The organism is Paenibacillus prosopidis (assembly GCF_003337375.1).
GTDB lineage: Bacteria > Bacillota > Bacilli > Paenibacillales > Paenibacillaceae > Pristimantibacillus > Pristimantibacillus prosopidis.
Window position 1 is genome coordinate 232,785 of record NZ_QPJD01000005.1, and the last position, 21,143, is coordinate 253,927.

Annotated in this window: 20 protein-coding genes; 6 read left to right on the forward strand and 14 right to left on the reverse strand. The window is 45.8% G+C overall.

The features are described 5' to 3' along the window. Positions 1-164: 164 nt before the first annotated feature. The 5 genes from DFP97_RS09520 to DFP97_RS09540 form a co-directional block, all read right to left on the reverse strand. Positions 165-989 carry a response regulator transcription factor gene (locus DFP97_RS09520; RefSeq protein ID WP_114379763.1) on the reverse strand — a complete coding sequence of 275 codons (825 nt, stop codon included), beginning with the start codon at positions 987-989 and terminating at the stop codon, positions 165-167. Further along, the gene (locus tag DFP97_RS09525; RefSeq protein WP_114379764.1) at positions 964-2,727 is read right to left on the reverse strand and encodes a sensor histidine kinase; all 1,764 of its coding nucleotides are present in this window, start codon (positions 2,725-2,727) and stop codon (positions 964-966) included. Before DFP97_RS09525 ends, DFP97_RS09520 begins: the two co-directional genes overlap by 26 nt. Before the next feature lie 254 nt (positions 2,728-2,981). Then, complete coding sequence (locus DFP97_RS09530) at positions 2,982-4,034, reverse strand: Gfo/Idh/MocA family protein (RefSeq protein WP_114379765.1); 1,053 nt, start codon at positions 4,032-4,034, stop codon at positions 2,982-2,984. A gap of 2 nt (positions 4,035-4,036) precedes the next feature. Next, on the reverse strand, positions 4,037-4,909 hold the full coding sequence (locus tag DFP97_RS09535; RefSeq protein ID WP_114379766.1) for a sugar phosphate isomerase/epimerase family protein: 873 nt from the start codon (positions 4,907-4,909) through the stop codon (positions 4,037-4,039). Positions 4,910-4,925: 16 nt separating this feature from the next. Then, a complete protein-coding gene (locus tag DFP97_RS09540; protein ID WP_114379767.1) occupies positions 4,926-5,567 on the reverse strand; it encodes a carbohydrate-binding family 9-like protein in 642 nt (213 codons plus the stop codon). A 181-nt stretch (positions 5,568-5,748) separates the two neighbouring features. On the opposite strand from DFP97_RS09540, the gene DFP97_RS09545 reads away from it, so the two are divergent. Continuing rightward, positions 5,749-6,654, forward strand: a complete 906-nt coding sequence (locus tag DFP97_RS09545; RefSeq protein WP_114379768.1) for a helix-turn-helix domain-containing protein — start codon at positions 5,749-5,751, stop codon at positions 6,652-6,654. 8 nt (positions 6,655-6,662) lie between these two features. Here the strand turns inward: DFP97_RS09545 and DFP97_RS30415 are convergent, their stop codons facing one another. Further along, positions 6,663-6,953, reverse strand: a complete 291-nt coding sequence (locus DFP97_RS30415; RefSeq protein WP_147275038.1) for a hypothetical protein — start codon at positions 6,951-6,953, stop codon at positions 6,663-6,665. A 494-nt stretch (positions 6,954-7,447) separates the two neighbouring features. Beyond that, positions 7,448-7,924, reverse strand: a complete 477-nt coding sequence (locus DFP97_RS09550; RefSeq protein ID WP_114379769.1) for a UPF0158 family protein — start codon at positions 7,922-7,924, stop codon at positions 7,448-7,450. A 200-nt stretch (positions 7,925-8,124) separates the two neighbouring features. On the opposite strand from DFP97_RS09550, the gene DFP97_RS09555 reads away from it, so the two are divergent. Then, complete coding sequence (locus DFP97_RS09555; protein WP_114379770.1) at positions 8,125-8,484, forward strand: ArsR/SmtB family transcription factor; 360 nt, start codon at positions 8,125-8,127, stop codon at positions 8,482-8,484. Continuing rightward, on the forward strand, positions 8,481-9,452 hold the full coding sequence (locus tag DFP97_RS32090; RefSeq protein ID WP_342773262.1) for an SRPBCC family protein: 972 nt from the start codon (positions 8,481-8,483) through the stop codon (positions 9,450-9,452). Before DFP97_RS09555 ends, DFP97_RS32090 begins: the two co-directional genes overlap by 4 nt. 117 nt (positions 9,453-9,569) lie before the next feature. Here the strand turns inward: DFP97_RS32090 and DFP97_RS09565 are convergent, their stop codons facing one another. Further along, entirely contained in the window at positions 9,570-10,325 is a 756-nt protein-coding gene (locus tag DFP97_RS09565) for a class I SAM-dependent methyltransferase (RefSeq protein ID WP_114379771.1), read from the reverse strand. A gap of 191 nt (positions 10,326-10,516) precedes the next feature. Between DFP97_RS09565 and DFP97_RS09570 the strand changes: the two genes are divergently transcribed. Continuing rightward, positions 10,517-10,927, forward strand: a complete 411-nt coding sequence (locus DFP97_RS09570) for a MerR family transcriptional regulator (RefSeq protein ID WP_114379772.1) — start codon at positions 10,517-10,519, stop codon at positions 10,925-10,927. An 8-nt stretch (positions 10,928-10,935) separates the two neighbouring features. Then, a complete protein-coding gene (locus tag DFP97_RS09575; RefSeq protein WP_147275039.1) occupies positions 10,936-11,199 on the forward strand; it encodes a thioredoxin domain-containing protein in 264 nt (87 codons plus the stop codon). A gap of 91 nt (positions 11,200-11,290) precedes the next feature. Here DFP97_RS09575 and DFP97_RS09580 read toward each other — a convergent pair whose 3' ends face one another. The 4 genes from DFP97_RS09580 to DFP97_RS09595 all read right to left on the reverse strand — a co-directional run bounded on the left by DFP97_RS09580 (position 11,291) and on the right by DFP97_RS09595 (position 17,211). Beyond that, complete coding sequence (locus DFP97_RS09580; protein ID WP_114379774.1) at positions 11,291-12,664, reverse strand: PD40 domain-containing protein; 1,374 nt, start codon at positions 12,662-12,664, stop codon at positions 11,291-11,293. 192 nt (positions 12,665-12,856) lie between these two features. Next, complete coding sequence (locus DFP97_RS09585; RefSeq protein WP_114379775.1) at positions 12,857-13,240, reverse strand: hypothetical protein; 384 nt, start codon at positions 13,238-13,240, stop codon at positions 12,857-12,859. Positions 13,241-13,421: 181 nt separating this feature from the next. Continuing rightward, positions 13,422-14,123 (reverse strand): CTP synthase C-terminal region-related (seleno)protein, encoded by a 702-nt coding sequence (locus DFP97_RS09590; RefSeq protein ID WP_114379776.1) that lies wholly within the window; start codon positions 14,121-14,123, stop codon positions 13,422-13,424. A gap of 190 nt (positions 14,124-14,313) precedes the next feature. Beyond that, the gene (locus tag DFP97_RS09595; RefSeq protein WP_114379777.1) at positions 14,314-17,211 is read right to left on the reverse strand and encodes a hypothetical protein; all 2,898 of its coding nucleotides are present in this window, start codon (positions 17,209-17,211) and stop codon (positions 14,314-14,316) included. Positions 17,212-17,699: 488 nt separating this feature from the next. On the opposite strand from DFP97_RS09595, the gene DFP97_RS09600 reads away from it, so the two are divergent. Then, the gene (locus DFP97_RS09600; protein ID WP_181873434.1) at positions 17,700-19,343 is read left to right on the forward strand and encodes a cellulase family glycosylhydrolase; all 1,644 of its coding nucleotides are present in this window, start codon (positions 17,700-17,702) and stop codon (positions 19,341-19,343) included. Positions 19,344-19,680: 337 nt separating this feature from the next. On the opposite strand, the gene DFP97_RS09605 is transcribed toward DFP97_RS09600, so the two are convergent. Next, a complete protein-coding gene (locus DFP97_RS09605) occupies positions 19,681-20,112 on the reverse strand; it encodes a VOC family protein (protein WP_114379778.1) in 432 nt (143 codons plus the stop codon). A 167-nt stretch (positions 20,113-20,279) separates the two neighbouring features. Further along, a complete protein-coding gene (locus DFP97_RS09610) occupies positions 20,280-20,987 on the reverse strand; it encodes a DNA alkylation repair protein (protein WP_114379779.1) in 708 nt (235 codons plus the stop codon). Positions 20,988-21,143: the final 156 nt, after the last annotated feature.

Consider the following 21,143-nt stretch of genomic DNA (forward strand, 5'->3'; position numbering starts at 1 on the left):
ACCTCCTCTTTTTCGGGACGCTTATGTTGGTTTTCCTACCATCTATTGTAAAGTCTCTGTCTCTTCCCCAACAATATAAAGATCTTTACATGCTTCTGTTCTCTTTACATATTCAACACATACTTGAAAAAAAAGAGCGCGTCACGGACGCGCCAAACTGCGGATTAATGCCCTAACTCCATGATATTCACTTGAAAGCGGGAGCTCGAAGTTCCGTTTGAATTCCGGAATTCCCGCGGAAGCATCCCCGTCAATTCCCGGAATACCTTGAAAAAGTATTTTTCATTCGGAAAACCCGATTGAACGGCGATCCACTGTACCGGCTTTCCCGTTCGAAGCAGCAAATCCTTCGCATGCTCGATGCGGAACTCCCTCACATAATCGTTAAACGTTTTACCGACGATATCCCGAAAGCACCGGCTAAAATAGCTCCTGCTCATATTGACCTGCTTCGCCACGTCGGGCAGGTACACTTCATTTTGAAACTCTCTGCGGATCAGGGACACGGCGTTCCGGATACATTCCTGTACCTCTCTGGAATAGCGCGACTCCCCTTCCTCGCCGGTTCCGCCCGCCGGTTCGGTCAATATCAACGGAGCAGATCCTGCCAACTGATTCACCCGATCTGCGATCCGGTTCAGTATACCATCCATCTGCTCGTGCTCCAATTCCACCTTCGTTATGTAATCAATGGCTCCAATACGCATCGCTTCCTGAATGAGCTCGAAATCATGGTGGAAGGTCAATACGACGAGCGCCGTCTGCGGATAATACTCCTTCACCTTCTTCATCAGCTCGATGCCGGACATAACAGGCATCGCCAAGTCAGTAATGACCAAATCAACCGCCGACTGCTCTAGCAGCTTCAGCGCCTTTTCCCCGTTGCTTGCTTCCGATACGACTTCAAATCCGTGCTTCTTCCACGGCATGATGCCAATGAATCCTTTTCTCACCAAATGATCGTCATCCACCACTAACACTTTTTTCATAGAAAGCATCTCCTTTGATTAGAATCGGGAGCTTCAACGTTACTGTCGTATGCCGACCAACCTCGCTGGATATATGGAATGAAGCCTGATCTCCGTACTTGGTCTTCAACATGCGGATGACGTACTGCAGTCCGATTCCCATGCCCAGCTTTCCGGATTTGTCCTGCTTGCTTTGCATGAGCTGCCCCATTTGCTCTTCGCTCATCCCATGACCGTTATCCTTAACCGTAATCAGCAGATAGGCGTTCTCATGCTGTTTGATTTCCACCTCTATTACTCCATCGCCGTCCAAACCGTGATATAAGGCATTTTCCACAAGCGGCTGCAAAATAAACCTCGGTATATTCTGATCCATAACGCGGGAATCCACCTGCACATGAACCTGGAAGTTGACATGATAGCGCACTTCCTGCAGGCGTACATAGTTCGCGACCGCTTCGAGCTCATCGTTGATGCTGGCCTCCCCGTCTTTTCCCAGATTGTAATGAAGGAGCTTGTTCAGCATCGAGATGAGCCGATCGATCTCAAACTGCCCCTCGCTTCTGGCCATCCACCGGATCGTATCGAGCGTATTCAACAAGAAGTGCGGGTTGATCTGATTCATCAGCTTCTCGACCTCAAGCTCCGCTTTCTGCTTCTCGTTATACGCAATCTCATCAATGAGGTTCGCTATGCGCAGCCGCATATGCTCAAGTTCCCCGTGGATAAGATTAAACTCCAAATTGTCCGATTGCCTGACCGGCACTATCAGCTTGCGGTTTTTGACGGCACGGATATCCAGAATTAAATTTCGTAAAGGATGGTACAGCGTACGCCAGAGCAATCCGGCAAACAAGCAGCTGACCGCTATGGAAATGACGGCGAAAAAGGAAAACTGGCCGATCCAACGGTTGATTTCAAACTTATAAGCACTTTCGCGAATTAAGGTGACGACTTTCCATGACTGATTATTGTTCTCTTCGAACGCGTAATAGCCGTTATACGCGCGTTCCCCCGATGAATCCATTACCGGATAAGCATCACCGACGGGAAAAGCATCCTTCTCCTCGCTGTAGGCGATTCTCCCCTGATCGTCCACAATTAAATGGAGATAGCCGCTCTCATCGTCCCTGCTGCCTAAAATGCTGTCAATCCGCTTGTAGCTCGTTTCCATATAAACATATATATCATCCCTCTCGTCCAGTTTCACCGGCCGGATCGCGGAGAATACGAGGCGTCCGTCGAGTGAATTCAAAGACAAATGAGGCCCGAAATACGTGATTAGATTTGCTTTCATCAATTGAGGAAGACGGTCTATATTTACCGTGTCGTTAACCGGAAAATTTTCAAAGAAATGCTTCCCGCTCTGGTTGGAATAATAAAAAATGAGGCCAAGATCGGGATTCGTAAAGCTGATCATGCTGATTTCCTTCTCGATCTCTTCCTCCAGCTTCTTTTTTTCGTATGTTTTTGAAATTAAATAGTTCTCCAAATTTTTGCCGACCACTCCGTCATAGGCGAGCTGCTGAGAGACATGGTTTAATTGGCGTAACGTATTGTCGAGCGAGATTCTGACCTCGTGAAGGTGACTCAGAATACCGGCTTTCGTTTTATTTTCCAATATGGAATGCATGGAATAGTAGGAAATGCTGCCGATTAGAATAAGCGGAGTGAGCGCGGTGAGCGGTAAAATGACAAGCAGCCGGTTGCGGAGGGAATACGGCCGTTTGATGAGTTTAAAGATGTTCAATCTGATCAAATTGAGCACTCCCTTCAAACGGATGGATTGCAGCTGTAATCCTAGTTTATCGATTGATAGAATCCATGTCTATCCATCATTGTCACAATGAAGCCTTGAATTGGTTCACTTTTGTACGCAACAAGTCCGGTCATGAGATGAATATAAACCTTTTATTAGACGAAAAGTGACTTTTAACAAAACGATGAGAATGAATATAGCATGAATAGACTGCAGTCTAAAAAGCCTGCAGCCTTCATCTTCTACCGTGTGCATCAGCGCGGTCCGGCTGATCCTTCTTCCTCTTTTACGACCGACGCCAGTTCTACCCAAGCTCCGCCGTTGTCCGCGGAATGAATCTCCGCTTCGATGATTTCGAGCGTTCCCACCGCGCTTTCCGGCGTACAGACCACAATCGGTTTATTATGGATGACAGCGTCGGTAAAGTAGCGAATTTGCCGGTAGTATCCCATATCCGGTGCAAGCTCCGCAATAAATCCGGGGCCGTCATGCGGATTCACTTTTAATTGATTGTTTTCAAATACAAGATTGCCCCGTTCGAAATTAACCCGATAGGTCATCGCAAATCCATAGTCTCCCTCGAGTGTCCAATCCGCTTGGGCGTTGACAACTTTGCCGTCCTTATAGCTGTAGTTCGTCGATACGATATCATAGCCGCTTCCCGGAATGACGTTGCGGCCCAGTGACGATACTTGATCCGGCTTTCCGAACAGCCAATGGACGATGTCCGTATCATGAATATGCATATCCAGCAAGCAGCCGCCGCTAAGCTCGCCGTTCAGAAACCATCCCTTAGGCGCGCCGGATCCCCGGTAGAAATAAGCTCCCTTCACTTGCCCGTAGCGGCCGTCCTCCACGCATGCCTTCAAATATTCATAAGCCGGCCAGAAGCGCAGGCATTGTCCGATCATCAGCTTATTGCCCGTTCGCTTCGCCGTCTCTACCATCCGCAGGCCGTCTGCCGAATTCCGCGCGACCGGCTTCTCGCAAAGAACGTGCAGACCGCGCTCCAGCAGCTCGCATGTCAGGTCAGCATGCAAATGCGTCGGAATCGTAATGTCAACCATATCCAACTGCTCGTTTGCAAGCATGTTCGCGATGTCGTCGTACAGCCGGTATGGAGACAAGTCATACAAGTCCTGTTCCGTTGCAATATTCCCCTCTGCCTTCCCCTGCTTCAGCTCTTCGATCCGGATATCGCAGATCGCCGTCAGCTGCACCGGATACCCCTCTGCTGCCAAACGGACATAATTGTCAAAATGCATCCGGCCCATGAAGCCGAACCCGATCAACCCTGCCTTCAGCATGTTTACGCCTCCCCAATCAATTTGTTGGCTGCTGGTGTTCGGCCCAAAATGGCGTCCATTGCAGCGGATGTATTGAAAATAATCTGCTCCGAATAATGCGTATACGGTGGAATCATCTCGGCGATGACGTAATTGTCGTATCCGATCTCGCGAAGCGCCGAAACGACGGCCGGGTAATTCACATCCCCTGCAAGCAGATCAACGAACCCGTGCAGTCCACCGGCTTGTCTGCGGTAATCTTTGAAATGCACCTTCTTAATTCGCTTGCCTAGAATACGGACCCATTGCTCAGGATAGCCTGCATGCACGACATTCCCGACATCGAAGTAGGAGCCTACGAAGTCGGAACCGACCGCATCGAGAAACGAACGCATTTCAAGCGGTGACAGAAGAAACTTGTTCCACACGTTCTCGATGCCGATCGAAACGCCGACAGCTTCCGCCTCCGACGCCAGCTTCGAAATCGCCTCCAGCGCGCGTTCATAAGCCTTCTCATAATCAATGACTTCGCTGCCTTTAATAAAATCAACGCCGACTGCCCCCGGAATGACGAGAATCGTATCGACACCGAATGCAGCAGCAAGCTCCAGCTGTTTCTTGCAAATATCGACCGCTTTGCCTCGGATATCGGCCGATTCGCTTGTCATCGGATAATCCCAGTACAACCCCGTTGCTAATCCGCACTGCTCCAAATTTGAATCTTCAAGCCGCGCGCGAATATCGCGGACGTCCTTCTCCGTTGTCTGCAGCCCCAGCTCTCCCGATTCGTTCAGGGACAGCTCAATGCCCTCGTATCCCGCGGCCTTGGCGATACGAATACAATCCTTTATTGGTGTCCCTTCACGGAACGACCAAATGTTAATTCCTTTTTTCATAGCGCTATACGCCTCCTTAAATAAAAACCATCGTTCCGAATGCAGCAGGCACATGGAAATTAACGGCACCCGTCGGCTGCCAGGCTTGATATTCGCGCACTCCTTCCGGATTCTCGTTAATCCGGTAAAAGTTCGCCCTCCACTGCAGCCCCTCACGGAAAGGCAGATCAAAATTACATGCCGGAATTTGAACTTCGTAGACAAGTCTGCCTGGCGCATCCGAATGGACATTCGTCCGCAAGCCGACAAAGTTCCACTCTTTATCGATCCGCGCCGCATTGCCGAAGCCGTCATTCTCAATGCGGGCGTCGAACACGACGTTGCGGGGACTGACTTCAAGCTCAAAATAATGAGTTCCGCTGCCATGCTCATCAAAAAACAGCTCTACAACATCCTGTTCGTATAACGGATCGTCCCTGTTCAAAAAATCCGAGGCGATATGGTGATCCTCGCAAATAAATTGGACGAATAAACAATCCGGGCTCCAGCAGGCACGAACGGCCGTTTGCTCCAAGGCCGGCATTCCGGTGACCGTATCAACGAGCTCGAACGGCTCGGACAGATGCCATGGCACGGCGTATTGTCCTCCAGTGCGACATTCCTCCGGAATCTTCGGACAGAGGTAGGTCATCTTCCCCGGAGAAGATTCTCTAACCACAACGGATCAGCTCCTTTTGTACTATTCCGTGTACAATAGCCCGTAGTCGTTTATTTCTGTTTTCACGAGATGATAACTAAATTATAATGATGATAGAAACAAAATGATTTAGTAGAAATAGTGATTATTTGCACAATTCCGGTCTTTTATAAACAATTGTGACCAGATTGGAGAATGAAGGATGTCTCAATGCTCAAACGGTTTTCCGCGGCTGCAGCCGGCCCCGTTCCGCGAATGGTCCCCCAGCATTCATTACGCCCAGTTTCAAACCTTGACCCCCGGGGTGCTGAACCTTCGAAGACTCTACGACTTTGAGCTGTTGTACGTTTGCCAAGGCGAAGCGGCTACAGCGATGTACGGGCAGCGTTATACGATCGTCGCCGGGCAATTGATCTTTTTGCCTTCTGGTGTATTCCACCGGAATGAAGTCGTATCAGAGCCGTCTGCTAAGTTTCTCGGCATCCATTTCGATTTTTTCGATGAGCTGGAGATTCTCACTGAGGCGGATATGGTCGTAAATGAGGAGGCTGTCCAGTTCGACAAATTCGGTACGGAAGCGGTTGCCGAATTATTCTCGCCGTTATCCGAGAATCCGGTCTATACGCCGCCGCTTGCGTGTGTTCAGTTGATAGAGCAGCTTGAGCATGAATTTACGATGCGGCCCCCTGGATACGAGCTAGTATGCAAAGCGCTTATGCTGAACATTCTCGCCCACCTGCTGAGAACCCAGATGTCACGGCGGCTTTCGGACGCTTCCGTCCATGGCGCCAAAATTGCAGAACTGATGCATCGTATTGAAGCCGCACCTGCCGACATGTGGTCTAACAAGGAGTTAGCCAGGAAGATGAGCATGAACGAGGATCATATGGCTAAACTGTTCAAACAGCTGGCCGGCATGCCTCCGGGCGAATACGTAAGCTCCATCCGGCACCGGGAAGCAAGAAAACTGCTTAGGGAAACTGATTTATCAGTGGAGACGGTCGGCGAGCGGGTCGGTTATCCGGACATCCATTATTTCAGCCGCATCTTCCGCCGGCACGAAGGCATTTCGCCCCGGGAATACCGCAAGCTTTCGCGTATTTTGTAACGGAGAGTTTACTCCCTTATAATGCCCTCTCGCGGGAGACCGGGTTGTTCCTGCGAAGAAGTAGCCAAGGCCAGGAACGTTTCGTTAAATGCAATCCCGAGCAAGAATAAGGCGTCAACCGTATGAAACGTGAGGAGAAACCCGGAGAAACTCTGATTCGTCATATGCTGCAAAGCGGTGAGAACAAACAACCCAAGAGTAAACCACCGCAGTTCCCCGCGGATGCAGCCGCCAAACGACAGCAGGAACAGACGATAGGAACAAACTCGAAATAATTTCCATGCTAAAGCTACTTTCATTCCTCTCATTGTGAACGATTTTTCTGTTTGCGCGGGCCCCATGGTTTGAATAACGAAATGACTAGGCGTACAAGGGCATCAAATGCGTTATTTGTCCGTTTCGCCCATCCTATGAGGTACTTATGGACATTGAATCCGTTGATTTATTCGTTTAGCCCATCTTAAGGGGTACTTATGGACATCAAATGCGTTATTTGTCCATTTCGCCCATCATATGAGGTACTTATGGACATTGAATCCGTTATTTGCTGAAAAACAGCTATTTTGGGTGCATTCTAAGGCGTATACCGGATCCAATGTCCGTAAAACTCGTATTTTAAGCCTCATTCATACAAATAACTGATTTGATGTCCGCATCCACACAAGCTAGGGGAACCCTGATCCTCGTAAACCCTAATCCACGCACTCCCACATCAACCTCGTGCTAAGATGGAATTTCATCCATTCCGTCCGCGCAGGACTATATTCGTTCCTTATAACTACTCGTTTATACTTCATTCCACAGTTACAACATTATTCTCTTTACACCATTCAATAACTAATTCCTTTATCTTCTTTTCTTTGAATTCATACCATTGTTTTTCGACGTCATGTTCTCTAATCCCGTCTTTAAATCTTCTAAAAGCCCCTCTTCCTTGAATAGCTCCAAACAATTCTTCCCGAACATCTGCATCGCTTAATATCCCGATAAATTCTTCTACTATTTCATACTCATGGTACTCGTTTCTTAATGTGAAATAGAGATAAACTCCGTCCTCATCCTCTAAAATTTTTATTGCTTGTTCAATGTTCTCTCTTTGCCAATCCGGATACTTTTCAAGTGGCTCTTCAGCTTCTGCAGCTCTCAACTCTTTACTTGTTATTGTTATAACTTCTCCTGTCTGGGTATTTATATATGTAAAGGTCTCATCCATTTGCATTTCAATTTCATTGATTAGATCATCTAGTTTCACCGGTACTTTTTTCTTCATTTCATAACATCCTTTCATTGAAATCACTTTTATAATACAGTTTATTCAAAATGCCTAAATAAATCAAAAGGGGAGCTGCATAAAAAATGTAACTCCTACTTCCAAGGCTTTGACATACTTAAGTATTCCTTTACAAGAATATTCACTTTGTGGTATATTGTTATTATAGAAAACAGTAATTTGAAGGGGCTAGAGCAACCATGGGCACATCTAAGGAAGAACATCTTGAAAACACCCTACTGCATGCACTCTCAGAACCTAACCGATTCCGTATAGTGGAATTGCTTCGGGAAGGTCCCCTCACGGTGGGGGAACTCACCGACCGGCTTCAGCTTCGCCAACCCCAAGTGTCTAAGCATCTCCGTGTATTACTTGAGAGCGGGGTCGTCGAGGTGCAGGCGGACGCTAACCGCCGGATCTACAAGCTCCGACCCGGCCCATTTCAAGATCTTAACGCCTGGCTGGAGAGATACCGTAGCATCTGGGAAGAAAAATTCGACCGTTTGGACAGTTATCTACAACAATTGCAAAGCAAAAACTCAAATTTGGAGGAAGAATGATGGCAGAGAGCAAAATGTTGAACAACGTAATCTCAAAAGTAGCGGGTCGGGAATTGACTGTGACGCGCGTCTTCCAAGCACCAAGGGAGATCGTCTACCAAACCTGGACGGACCCTCGGCACTTATCACATTGGTGGGGACCGGAAGGTTTTACGATCACGACCCACACAATTGACGTCACGCCCGGCGGAGTTTGGAGCTATGTCATGCACGGACCGGACGGAACCGATTATGCCAACCGGATTCAGTACATCGAAATCGTTCGTCCCGAGCGGTTGGTTTATTTCCATGGTGACTCCGAAAAAGAAGAGCATTTCCGGGTAACGGTTACAATGGAGGATAAGGGCAATGCGACCGAACTAACTATGCGGATGGTATTCCAAACAGCCGAGGAGTTGGAAGAGACCGTTAACAAATATGGAGCTATTGAAGGCGCCACGTCGACTTTGGGCCGCCTGGCAGAAGAGTTGGAGGCATTGAAAACAACTACTTTGGAAATTACCCGGACCTTCAATGCTCCACGCGATCTGGTATTCAAGGCATGGACGGATCCGGACCATCTAAAGCATTGGTGGGGCCCAAAAGACTTCGATATCAGCATTTCCAAATTCGATCTGCAACCGGGCGGCATCTTTCATTACAGCATGCAGAACGCGGACGGCGACCGGATGTGGGGAAAATTCGTTTTTCGTGAAGTTGCAGGACCGGGCAAGCTCGTCTTTGTGAATTCCTTCTCCGATTTTCAAGGAAATATAGCTCGGGCTCCATTCAGCGAACTTGTTCCCTTGGAAATCCTGAATATCGTGACCTTCACCGAGCAGGACGGCCAGACGATTTTGACCATAAAAGTTAGTCCAATTCAAGCTACTGAAGAAGAGGTTCAATTCTTTCATTCCATACATTCCTCCATGTATCAAGGCTACGGCGGTACCTTCGACGAGCTGGACGCATACTTGGCAAAGTTGTAGTATTGCAAAAGCTGGGCAAAGCTTCAAGGACCTGCTTAAATGCCCCACAAAACTTCCTGATTGCAAAGCAAAAGGCTGCCAAGCGGCAGCCTTTTCGGCATTTAGCACAGCAAACAACTACACGGTACCAAAGGTTATTTTGATACTCGCCGCATAGGTTGCAGCAACCGAAGAAGTAAACGTTTCGGACAAAAGCTTTTCAGCCTCGTATTGCCGTTCAGCCTCTTCAGGCAACATCCCTCGTTCAATCAGGTAGGTACTAAACTGCTCCCGGTCGCCGGGATCGCTGAATTTGATCGCTTCGTAAAGCTGTGTCGCTTTTTCCCGATCCGCCTCGGGATCCATGATGTTTACTTTATCACTCATTCGGCACTGCACATCGCGCAATCCGAGGCGATTGAAATACAAGGGAAGTTTTAATCCGATGTTACCATCCTTACCTGTACGTAAGGCATCCCGCTCAAATAACTCCTGCAACAGTCCTAGAGGAATAACGCTAGACTGGTCGACACCCTCAAAATAGTAGCTGGCCATATTGCCGTTCCAGTGAGGCTCAAACGCTATAACTTTCCCCTCGTTCTTCACACAATCTGCCATTTTTTTGAGCAAGAGCATGGGCTCGGTCATGTGGAGCAACACGCCATGGCAAACGGCAATATCATACTTTCTTTCGATCGGGATGGAGTGGAAATCGCCGACGACAAAATCCACCTCGTAAGGCAATCCCTTAAATAAGTGCCGTGCATGCTCTATCAGCCCGGCGCCAGCATCGATACCGGTATACTTCGAACCATCTGCTAGCAATGGTAGTAGACGAAGTCCCAAATGACCGAAACCACAGCCAAAATCGATTATATGGGGCTCTTCAGACATTTTGTTATCGAATCGAAAGATACATTCAGTTAAAAAAAGCAGATTGCCACTCGCAATCTGCTTTTTCTATTATGTCTATGATAGACGTACAGTATTAGGTTGATTTAGTCCTCTCATGATTATAATTTAATTTTTTATTGACCCGGTACCATGGTACCGGGTATATGATAACTGATGAGGGGGCTGATGCTATGAAAGGTCTCACCATAAGCCAGGTGGCCAGAGCATCTAATGTAAATGTGGAGACAGTGAAATACTATGAGAAACGGAAACTGCTATCGAAACCAGACAGAAATGAATCGGGATACAGAATTTTTTCAGAAGATACTGTTAACGATGTGAAATTTATTAAGAAAGCACAGGGCTTTGGGTTTACTCTTAACGAAATCAAACACCTTTTAGCTTTAGTAAAACAAGAGGACTACTATCCATCGAAGGAAATGTACGCATTCGCCACAGCAAAAGTTAAAGAGATCGAAGAAAAAATAACTCAACTAGAAAACTTCAAATCATTATTGGAGCAAGTGACTCTCCTACCAGCTCATACGCTTCCGCTGTTGAAACAGGAATGCCCCGTTCTTAAAAAAATAAAGAAGGGATGAAGCAGTACATGGGTAAAAGCATTGAAATTTTTACAGATAGCAGTTTGTACGGAGAAGATATCGTCGAACGCGTGAAGGAATATGCTTGTCCGAGGTGTTCAATTCTCATTTATGACGCTAACGGTACGGAATCGAGTGTGGATATGCAGTCAAAAGTTAGTGAATATGGTGTTACATCAATGCCCGCTATCGTTATAGACGGCAAACTAATCCACCCAGACAAACTAGTAAAAGGGAAATTGAACTTGTTTTATCATATCTTTAATAAGTAGTCAGGACAACAACACTGCTCAACACACAGTTATGGAACGAAAAAACCAGCCCCTCAATGGACTGGTTCTCCGAAGCGTTGTTTTTAGTCAGCTATAGGAACGACAGCCGCCCGCCAATTTGGCGGATATGGTTGACGTCGGCCCATAGAATAAAATAATTGTAGAACGTTTCCCCGATTTTGACAGGGCGGGGGTATCTCACGATGAGGGCTGCCTGTTTGTTCATCTCAGCTGGTTGGTCGGCCGACGGAAAAATGAAGCAAGCCTCTTGATTCTGTAGCGTCATCATGACAATCCGAGGAGAAGAGCCGTAAGGCATCAATGGATGAAAAGCTTCGGAGCTGCAAACATCGGCTATCCGGTCGCCCGATGAAATCGCGGATACCTGAAAAAAACCGCCGGGCCCTTCGTACCTCTCTTCGCTGACCCGGCGCCAGATTGCGGGATACGGAAAAGATACCCGGTACACGAAGCTTGTGTAGATGTTTTCCGGAACCCTTCTTACGCGAGGAGACCACTGCAGGGCGGTAATCCGGCCACCGCTGAGGACGTTCACCGGCATCGGCTTCCTGATATCGACTATCCAGAGCTGACTTGCGATTCCTACACCTGCGCATCCCGATAAATACGCGATTTTGCCGCCGTCCGGCGACCAGCTGACGGGAGTGGCGAAACAGTCGGAAGCCGCCAACGTCCTTTGATTCTGACCGGTACGGCTGTCGATTTGGATGAGAGAATAATAATTCGGCTCCTTATAAACGGTTGCGCTGTAGGCGATGCTCCGGGAGTCCGGAGACCATGCCGGAAAATAGTTTTTGGCGAGCGGTCCGCCTTCCAGCGTGTAGATGGTGCCCGTAGCCAGATCCACCGTCGAAATGATAGAGATGCTGACACCGGGGAACGTATAAAGCGCGAAGGTCCCGTCCGGGGAAAGCCGAACGTCATGGAGTGGTCCGTCCGTATTTTGCGTGATTTGTCTCCGGCCTGTGCCATCGGTCCGGATTCGGAAGAGCTGGATGATGCTAGTAGAATCCGGAGCCGCAAACAGAAGCTCCGTACTCGAAGGGAACCACTGAACATCGCTGGCACCCGGCTCCGGGAAGGCATAGCTGCTATGTGAGAAAGTATCATAGATGACGATTTTCCCGTTTTTGACATACGCGAGTAACCGGCTGTCCGGGGACCAATCCAGCAAGGTGTAGGGTTCAATCTGGTCGGTCCGGGCGACGGCGAGGGTTACAGTATCCAGCAGGTGGACCACGTTGTCAATACCGATGAAAGCGATTCTCCTGCTGTCCGGAGACCAATAAGGAACGGAAAACTCCGCTCCAAGCCCCTGTGTAAGTTGAAAATTAAGACCGTCCTGCGGTCGGTGCAGCCAAATGTCGAACGTTCCACCGCGGTCCGACGTGTAGGCGATCCATCCTTGAACGAGATCATGAGGAACAGCTTGCACGGCCAACATCCTCTCCTGAATTATCTTATACTTCAGATGTATTCAGTGGAGGGTGGTTAGGCGACAGTCCCGGACGGACGGTTTATGCCTCTTCTTCCTTTTTATCTGTTTTATCATAAATAAATTCTCAAACAGCAAAAAAGGCCACCGATCGGCAGCCTTCAATGGTATATATTGAGCTCTATGCGTTAACTTACTGTGTCAATTCAGTTTAAGTTCCTGTTTGATAAGCGATTTCATCTCACTCAGGTAAGGCGATTTATAAACAACCCCGTCCTTGTTCATTAGTACATACATGGGATATGTTGTTATACCCAATTTTTTTAATTTTTTGTTTAATCGTTCACTATAATCATGACCATTCATTTCCGTAATATTATCCTTGAATACGGGACTTGAATTTATAAAAACTTGCACTTCGTTCATCTCATTATAAGGTGTTGAACCATCAGTATAAAATAGATGTAATTTATAATTACTATGTTGGGGTTTTAATTCCTCGATAAACTCCTTTGAACTTTTACTGCAACCACTAAAAATGATTATTGCTAAAAAGCCCAAAAGCATATATCTAATCGGTTTCAATACAATCCCCCTTTATCTGGTCTCCCACTCTGTTGAAATACTTTTCCTACAACCACCACCCTGGGAATAATCTTACTAAAGCTCGGATCTTTATCAAGCTCATTGATTTTGAAATAATCAATAAGCTTGGAACTAATAGAATCCAATCGCTCCAACTAAATCACCTCGTTCTTTTTTTAAGCTACCTTTGAACTTCCGTTCCAACAGCAGCTTCAATAAGGGAATCTACGATGCAATGAGAAGTTTCCGTGGTTGAATTCAATTGAGGGACAAACAATGTACCTACAAAAAATTTGTGTTCTGGTAATTCAATTATTCTTGGTTGACCTGACGAGTCTGTTCCAACAATTTTAAGACCGGCTTCGTTAATTTGTGCTTCGTATTCTGGACTTAGTCCATAATTACACCTGAAATGTTCGACTACTTGTGTTTTTTGATAAATTCCAAACAATCTCGAAGGTTTCTTTATTATGATTTCACCTGTTTGACCAACTAAAGAACAAGTAAGCTTTGTGATAATTAATTGAGTCGAGTTGGGCTCTTGTTCTTCATGCCCAGCTCTGTCCATCATCAGTTTGTTTCTTGCATATTCCATTATAATATACTGAAATCCACCACAAGTCCCCAACAATGGTACATTGTTCTCTCGTGCAAATTTAATAATATTTAATACACCATCAACAGAGTTAGGGATACCGGGAGCTATCCAAAAACCTTGGTAGGTTTCTTTGATGGTGGGCATTTGATTATGTATATAATCTGTGGGAACCCATTCATGCTCAATACTTATTCCTAATTTTTTAGATGAATGAATAAGAGCTTTACTAGTGGCAAGCTGAGAGGGATACTCAGGATTATAATCACCAACTATTCCGATTTTCATTTTGTTGCCCCCAATCAAATTTAACTAACAATTAATTACCACAAGCTAGTCTGCTTGTCAAAGATTAAAGAGAGGTATTAAATTTATTGAATAGGTTGAAATGAAACATTCACGTAATTGTTTCAAAAAATGAGAACCAAGCGAAGGAAAAAGCCAGGCTGCCGGAATCGGCATGCCTGGCTTTAATCTTTTAAATATCAAGAAAACGCAAGGAATCAATATCATCGTTTTCCATACTGCCTTCCAAGGTTCCTACCGGTTTTGTAACGAGGGGCTTATCACTAAAATCAACTAATATGGATATCATATTCCCATAAGTATGGCCATTAATTTGAGCCTTTGAAGGAATGATATCCATCCAAGTATCGCCGGAATCGTCATCCTCATACACTCTAATCTTGCGATTCGCAGGTAAAATCGCGACAAAACCTGATGCTTCGTCATCCCACTCATCGTCATCCGTACTGTAATGGTCTGTTTTTGGCAGCTGTTCCATACTCGGTATATAATCCCCGACAGCCTCAACTACCCATATTTTGCTTACAGGCTGAATAGTATGTCCCAGGGCATCTTGCAGATCTAATATAAACACTAAGAATTCAGCTTTACTTGCAATACCATCCAATAAACCGTAGATCTTTTTTAATTGATTGTTGGCGGTTTCTAATACGGGTTTGAGCAGATCCCAATTTGTTAAACCAGAGATTGTAGATTCAGGAAGGATGATAAGACGGTCCCCTGGTTGTTCAAGATCGCTTAATCTATGCTCACTCAACATTAAAAGTTCAGGAACAGCAATTGGAATTTGTGTGATTGGAATCTTCGGCAGAACTACTGGTAAGGGATCGAGGGTAGGAACAGTAATGACTATAGCGGCCTCCAGATAACGCAGGTCTATCTCCGCAAGCTGATGAAATCCTTTAATCTGCGGCAATATTAATACGTCTAGACGTGAATCCTTCCAAGGGTTAAGACTCGTATCACCTGATGAGCGAATGTCGAACTCACTCTCATCCAATAAGACGAATTTTCCATCCGGCAGTTGTTTATAGAGATTCCACTGGAGATTGACGCTAAAAGTAACAGGAAGCTCAAACGGTATAGCCTCGTCGACGAATGGCAGTGATCCTGTGAGGGTCTTATTAGCAATAGCAAAGGCCGATTCAGTGCTCTTCATCGAAGCCGATGGTGTGGCTTTGGCAAGCGTTGAAGTCAATTCTGCTGTCAAAGTACTGCCAGGCTCCAGCGTGTTTGCATTTTGTGTGACTTTAAGCGTTTGCACGATACTAGATAGAATTTTGTCCTTGAATGGAACTAAATTTAAGCTTGTTAACAAAAAGGTAAGATTGAGACCATCAAGAGTCAACTCTTTTCCATTAAGTGCGGCAGTTACAGTTGCCTGTACCTTACGGGGAATCGAGGAGGCCCCGCTGTTCCCTGAGAGTGGAGGCAAGAACACTAGAGAAGTTTGAAGACTGCTTAACCCTTCAAGGGTACGGAAGTGCTCTCCCTCCACCAGCGGAAGACCGCTGCCGTCAAATACGCTCCATGCGATTTTAGTAATTTCCAATGGCAGAGATAGTTCGCCTATCGGAAAGTCGCCTGTAATGGGAAACCACTGTAAATCGGGAAGTGCAGCCGCTGCAAGCGGAGAGGCAACATTGGCAAGCTTCTCTAGCGGTGTCACTAGCTTTATAAGAACTTGCTCACCGAAACGAAGTGACTTAGGCTTGCTTGATTTCACCTGAAATAAGGACTGAATTTGTTCTTTCACTAGCGGCAGTTGTTTGACCAGTAAAGTGATAGGATTAGAGCTGCTTAATATGCCGTTTACTATACAAGAAACAGTCCCTTTTAATTCATATACTTGAGGGGTGGCGAGAGCCTCTGAGTCTGCGATAATCGGTCGAATGAGCAGCTTCTGTTTAAAGGCATTCTCAACGTCAGATAGGAAAAAATCTTTCCCCAATGAAGGCGGTAGAGGTGTTGGGGTATCGGCTGCTGCACTAGCAGGCGTAACTTTATTAAGCTCCCATACCATTCCGGTGATCTTCCATGGTATGGACAATGCTCCAAGATTCAAAGTCCCGAACGATTCGGATAAATCTAATGCCTTGTGAATCGTCTTTAATTCAAGAGGTTGGCCAGGCTGCAGCGCATGGAAGGAGTCCGGTATAAGATCGAATCCGCCTAGGATATCTGTGATAATAGAAGTGATGGATTGAACCGTGGTAGTCGGAGTGGCAAGGGTGAGAGTCTCGGTAACTCCGTTACATTCAGTAAGGACTTTCGCGGACGCATATGCCTCGTAATCTTCAGTCTGCGGGTGAAATAAAAAGCGAGATGTGATTTTGTCGAGTCCATCCGGCGCTTCAAAATCTTGACCTTCGATAAGCTTACTAGGAGCGACTGCTGACATGCTGGAATCAGTGGAGATCGGTTTCTTATAAGCTTCCCATAAAATGGAATGGATCGTAACAAGAGTAGGTTTTCCGTTAATAGGCATAGTCGTCTTGATGGGGAAAGAGCCAGTAGCAGAACCTGCTGGAAGGGATTGCAGTATGGTTGATAGACTTGCCTGCATATAGTCGCCGCTGCGCAGGATATCTGTTGAAGTAGACTCAGCTAAGAAGGATTCGAAGTATGTTGCCGACACAGTAGGGAGTAAGGTAATGGTTTCCGCACCAAATGTACGTTCAGTTGAATAATGATTCAGATTAATTCTTGCTATTGGCTGCAGGATAAGTGCGGATTGTTGCTCCACTACAATTAAAGGGGTGATAATAACCTCAGTGTATTTGTCAGTTCGAACCTCTTCAATAAGGTAATCCTTCCCGCGAATAAGCTCAACCGTACCGTTCTTTAAGGAAGTGAAAATTTCCAATTCGTATGGGAAATCGTAGTTCTCACCATAGTAATATTCGCCGGCGTGCCCTGAGCGTGGGACAACTGGGAAAGCTGGTTTACAAACTCGATAGATGAAAGGCTGCCCTGGAGACAAAATACCATCAGCGGGACTCTGGGTGGTGAATAGATTTTGCTTTAACTCATTCAGATTGATTGGTACTTGTCCAATGATCACTTCCATTTATACCATCTCCTAGTCATTTTGTGGTTATGTATGGACATGATGCAAATTTTTGGTACTTTTTACTCAATAAGATTATAAGGTGTTGAGAGCTTGTCTGATATAGGAAAATAATCCTAATATACCGGCCTTTGACCAGCCAAGATGTGTGAGCTCACTTGGGCTTGTGACTGATCTGGCCCCTAAACTGCAAAGCAAGGACAGGAGCCTCATACATTTCTTTGGCGCCACTCGTCCAATGACCCTATAATGAAAGCGCTTTCTAGATTTTTATATGATTTTTGTGACAATTTATGGGGTGATATTATATGCATTTATTCTTATATAATCAAAATGCACCGTAGAAATTCATACTCCAGTCTCCAGGAGGAAATTCCAAGAGACTATATAAATAGAAAGGGGGGAATTAATAGAGTCGCTATCGGATGGAAGTTCTTTCGTTGAATTCATTTCATAATGAAGCAAAATAAGAGACGGAGGTTTTTGGCATGCTGTCAAAATTTAAGTCATTCACGGTCTATTTATTAGCCATGGTATTGGTTTTTGCAACTGTCATTTTCGGTTGGAGTCCGGAAGTCTCAGCAGCAGAAACAGCTGATTTTACACAATTGAATTCTTCACAAGTTGTTTTTGAAATGGGTGCAGGATGGAATTTAGGAAACGCATTAGATGCTAATATTAATGGTGTTCCTAGCGAAACGGCTTGGGGTAATCCAGTTATCACAAAAGCGTTAATACAAAAGGTAAAAGCAGCAGGGTTTAAATCCATTCGGATCCCGGTTACGTATATGAAAAAAATCGGTTCTGCTCCGAATTACACCATTGATTCTGCGTATCTGGCCAGAGTGAAAGAAGTTGTCGATTATGCTTACAGCGAGGGCTTGTTTGTCATTATCAATATTCACCATGATGGCTATCACTCTACAACCCCCAATACCCCGTCAGATAATTGGTTGTTGCCGAATGCAAGCGATCAAAATACGATTCGAGACAAATTTAAAAAGGTTTGGCAGCAGATTGCCAATACATTCGTCAATTATAACGAGCATTTGATCTTCGAATCAATGAACGAAGTATTCGATGGGAAGACATATAGTGGGGAACAGCCTGACCTCACTATTTATTCAAACATTAATACGTTGAATCAAATCTTTGTGGACACCGTGAGACAAACCGGCGGAAACAATGCGGCAAGATGGCTGTTGATTCCAGGTTGGAATACGAACATTGATTACACGGCAGGCAACAATGGTTATACTGGTTTTGCGCTTCCTACGGACAATAACAGATCCTCAACGATTCCAAGTTCCGAAAAAAGAATCATGATCTCCGTTCATTATTACTCGCCCTGGGACTTCGCCGGCGAAGAATCCGGCAACATCACTCAATGGGGAGCAACGGCTACCAACGCTTCGAAAAAATCAACCTGGGGACAGGAAGATTATTTGGATTCGCAACTGAAGTCCATGTATGATAAATTCGTAACACAAGGATACCCCGTGGTCATCGGTGAATACGGTTCCATAGATAAAACAGCTTTTGATTCAACGAATAATACTTATCGTGCGGCATTTGCAAAAGCAGTAAGCGGGGCTGCCAAAAAATATAGTTCTGTACCTATTTATTGGGATAATGGACATAACGGACAGTATGGCTTTGGATTGTTTAACAGGTCTACTAATGCTATAACTCAGCAGGGAATTATTGATGCGATCATGAGTGTCATGAACACTTCTAAAATGAAAAACGTGACGACAGGGCTGTATATTGACGGCATAGGCCGTACGACCAACGGCTCCAACGCAGGCCAATGGAGCGCCGGCACCAGCAACAACCAACAATGGGTAATGGAATTCTACGGAAGCTATTACAAAATAAAGAATGTTGCTACAGGTTTGTATATTGACGGCATGGGCCGTACCACAAACGGTTCCATTTGCGGACAGTGGAGCAACAGTACCAGCAACAACCAGCGGTGGGTGTTGGAAGCCTACGGAAGTAATTACAGGATAAAAAATGTTGCTACCGGACTTTATTTGGATGGCGGCGGCAATGCTACAAATGGCTCCGACTTGAAATTGTGGAGCAGCAATTCCAGTACCAACCTGCAGTGGCAGTTTGTTAATCCCTAATCATAACAAAAACAAATGACCGTCCGCGAGGACGGTTTTTTTTCTACAACAGAATATTGGCTGCCGTATCTTCGTGTTTATGCTATCGTTTCCGTTACCGCAATGGCAAATCTGGCATAGAAACGGTTAATATAATGGCTGGTTTCCTCACATAACTGAAAAAATCATACGCTAAGCAATTCGATATATGAAAAAAACCGGACCCTTTATTCTACAAAGGAATCCGGTTTTCGTAATCGGGTAGCTAAAACTCGTTGAATCAGTTCTCTCTGGACCATGAAATCTGAGTAAGCCTCCTGAGGCTTCGTTTGTTGGCGTAGCGGAAGTCTGTATGCTATTACTGCGGCTGCTCCCCTGGGACATTCACTTGGAAAGTAACCCCGAACTTGTCCTTTACGATCCCGTACAAGGGGCTCCAATCCGTCTTCTGAAGGGGCATGACGACTTGTCCGCCGTCTTCCAAAGCGGCGAAGATTTCTCTCGCTCTTGCCTCTTCTCTAGGATGGATGGCAATCTGAACCGTATCGCCCGGCTGGAAAGGCATGCCTGGGAATGTATCGGAGAACATAAGATCAGCGTCGCCGACTTTCAAGTGCGCATGCATAACGCGATCCTTCATGTCATCCGTCAACGGATGATTCGGGTCCGCAGGCATATCTCCGAACGTCATAATGCTCAGCAATTTCCCGCCCAGCGCTTTCTCGTAAAAATGGACCGCTTCTTTCGTGTTGCCATCTAAACACAAATACGGGTTCAAACTGATTGACATCATTCAACAGCTCCTCTGGAACAATTTGGACAACCAAATTCATTATACACCAAAAAGGAGCTGCGTAAACAGTTTTTTACGAACATATGATCGTATAAAACGAAACCCTGCGACGATAACTTTTTCCGTGCAGACTGCCAAGAACGACGTAAACTACACAAACTATGCTAACACCTTACATTTTTGCGTTTGAAACCAAGCGCCCCTCTATCTATAGACTTTTGAATATTTTCGGAAGCGAGCGAGATACTGCTTTTTGTCTTGCCCCGGCTGACTTCGACTGGGCCTACTGCCTTTGCGGTTTCAACTGCCTTATCATGGAGCGGCAAATATGAAATCCCGACTGTGTAGATAAAATTATTCATAGCGGATTTGGTTCGATCAGGAGAATCATGAATCGTATTTTCCACCTGATCTAGCATACTGGCAATCTTGCTTGCGCTAAATTCACCGTCCGGGCGATTACCCAAAAGCCAGCAGTAACAGCTCCAGCCTGCCGACATTCTAAGTTCTTCACCGCTTGCGATCCATTTGTCGGCAACAACTTGCGCAAAATCGGTTTCTGCCAATGTCACTGCAACCACAAAATCGGACAGCATATAAAAATATGCCGCATCCATCCAACGCTCAAAATCCGCTTCAGTCATTGTCATTGGGTCCGCAATGATGCCGGCAAAATACATGGCATCGTAGTTCCCAGTGGCGTAAAGCTGCTCGGCCAAAGGCTGATTTTTCTTGATTTTCTTTGCGATCGGCTTCATTTCGCCTGTAGCCACGCCAAAAAGCGGCTCGTGTGCGCCATTGCTTATGTAAGTCTTTTTGATTCGTTCCTTGCCGAGGGCTTCCAGTTCCTGCATAACCATTTCGAAATCCATCGTTTTGCACTTCCTATTCATAGATTAAATCAACTTTCACTAATAACTTACATGAGACATCTACTGGATTCCATGATTATTCCCCCAGTATTTTACTTTAAGTATAACATGCGTTAAAAAAAGGGCCAATTAAGATGCCCTTTTCTGAACACTTAT

What these genes read in the sequence shown, in the direction of transcription:
- DFP97_RS09595 (WP_114379777.1), bottom strand. Translation starts at nt 17,211, where the DNA reads ATGGAAGTGATCATTGGACAAGTACCAATCAATCTGAATGAGTTAAAG.
- DFP97_RS09545 (WP_114379768.1), top strand. Translation starts at nt 5,749, where the DNA reads ATGTCTCAATGCTCAAACGGTTTTCCGCGGCTGCAGCCGGCCCCGTTC.
- DFP97_RS09530 (WP_114379765.1), bottom strand. Translation starts at nt 4,034, where the DNA reads ATGCTGAAGGCAGGGTTGATCGGGTTCGGCTTCATGGGCCGGATGCAT.
- DFP97_RS09550 (WP_114379769.1), bottom strand. Translation starts at nt 7,924, where the DNA reads ATGAAGAAAAAAGTACCGGTGAAACTAGATGATCTAATCAATGAAATT.
- DFP97_RS09610 (WP_114379779.1), bottom strand. Translation starts at nt 20,987, where the DNA reads ATGGATTTCGAAATGGTTATGCAGGAACTGGAAGCCCTCGGCAAGGAA.
- DFP97_RS09600 (WP_181873434.1), top strand. Translation starts at nt 17,700, where the DNA reads ATGCTGTCAAAATTTAAGTCATTCACGGTCTATTTATTAGCCATGGTA.
- DFP97_RS09575 (WP_147275039.1), top strand. Translation starts at nt 10,936, where the DNA reads ATGGGTAAAAGCATTGAAATTTTTACAGATAGCAGTTTGTACGGAGAA.
- DFP97_RS30415 (WP_147275038.1), bottom strand. Translation starts at nt 6,953, where the DNA reads ATGAAAGTAGCTTTAGCATGGAAATTATTTCGAGTTTGTTCCTATCGT.
- DFP97_RS32090 (WP_342773262.1), top strand. Translation starts at nt 8,481, where the DNA reads ATGATGGCAGAGAGCAAAATGTTGAACAACGTAATCTCAAAAGTAGCG.
- DFP97_RS09580 (WP_114379774.1), bottom strand. Translation starts at nt 12,664, where the DNA reads ATGTTGGCCGTGCAAGCTGTTCCTCATGATCTCGTTCAAGGATGGATC.
- DFP97_RS09520 (WP_114379763.1), bottom strand. Translation starts at nt 989, where the DNA reads ATGAAAAAAGTGTTAGTGGTGGATGACGATCATTTGGTGAGAAAAGGA.
- DFP97_RS09565 (WP_114379771.1), bottom strand. Translation starts at nt 10,325, where the DNA reads ATGTCTGAAGAGCCCCATATAATCGATTTTGGCTGTGGTTTCGGTCAT.
- DFP97_RS09590 (WP_114379776.1), bottom strand. Translation starts at nt 14,123, where the DNA reads ATGAAAATCGGAATAGTTGGTGATTATAATCCTGAGTATCCCTCTCAG.
- DFP97_RS09535 (WP_114379766.1), bottom strand. Translation starts at nt 4,909, where the DNA reads ATGAAAAAAGGAATTAACATTTGGTCGTTCCGTGAAGGGACACCAATA.
- DFP97_RS09555 (WP_114379770.1), top strand. Translation starts at nt 8,125, where the DNA reads ATGGGCACATCTAAGGAAGAACATCTTGAAAACACCCTACTGCATGCA.
- DFP97_RS09570 (WP_114379772.1), top strand. Translation starts at nt 10,517, where the DNA reads ATGAAAGGTCTCACCATAAGCCAGGTGGCCAGAGCATCTAATGTAAAT.
- DFP97_RS09605 (WP_114379778.1), bottom strand. Translation starts at nt 20,112, where the DNA reads ATGTCAATCAGTTTGAACCCGTATTTGTGTTTAGATGGCAACACGAAA.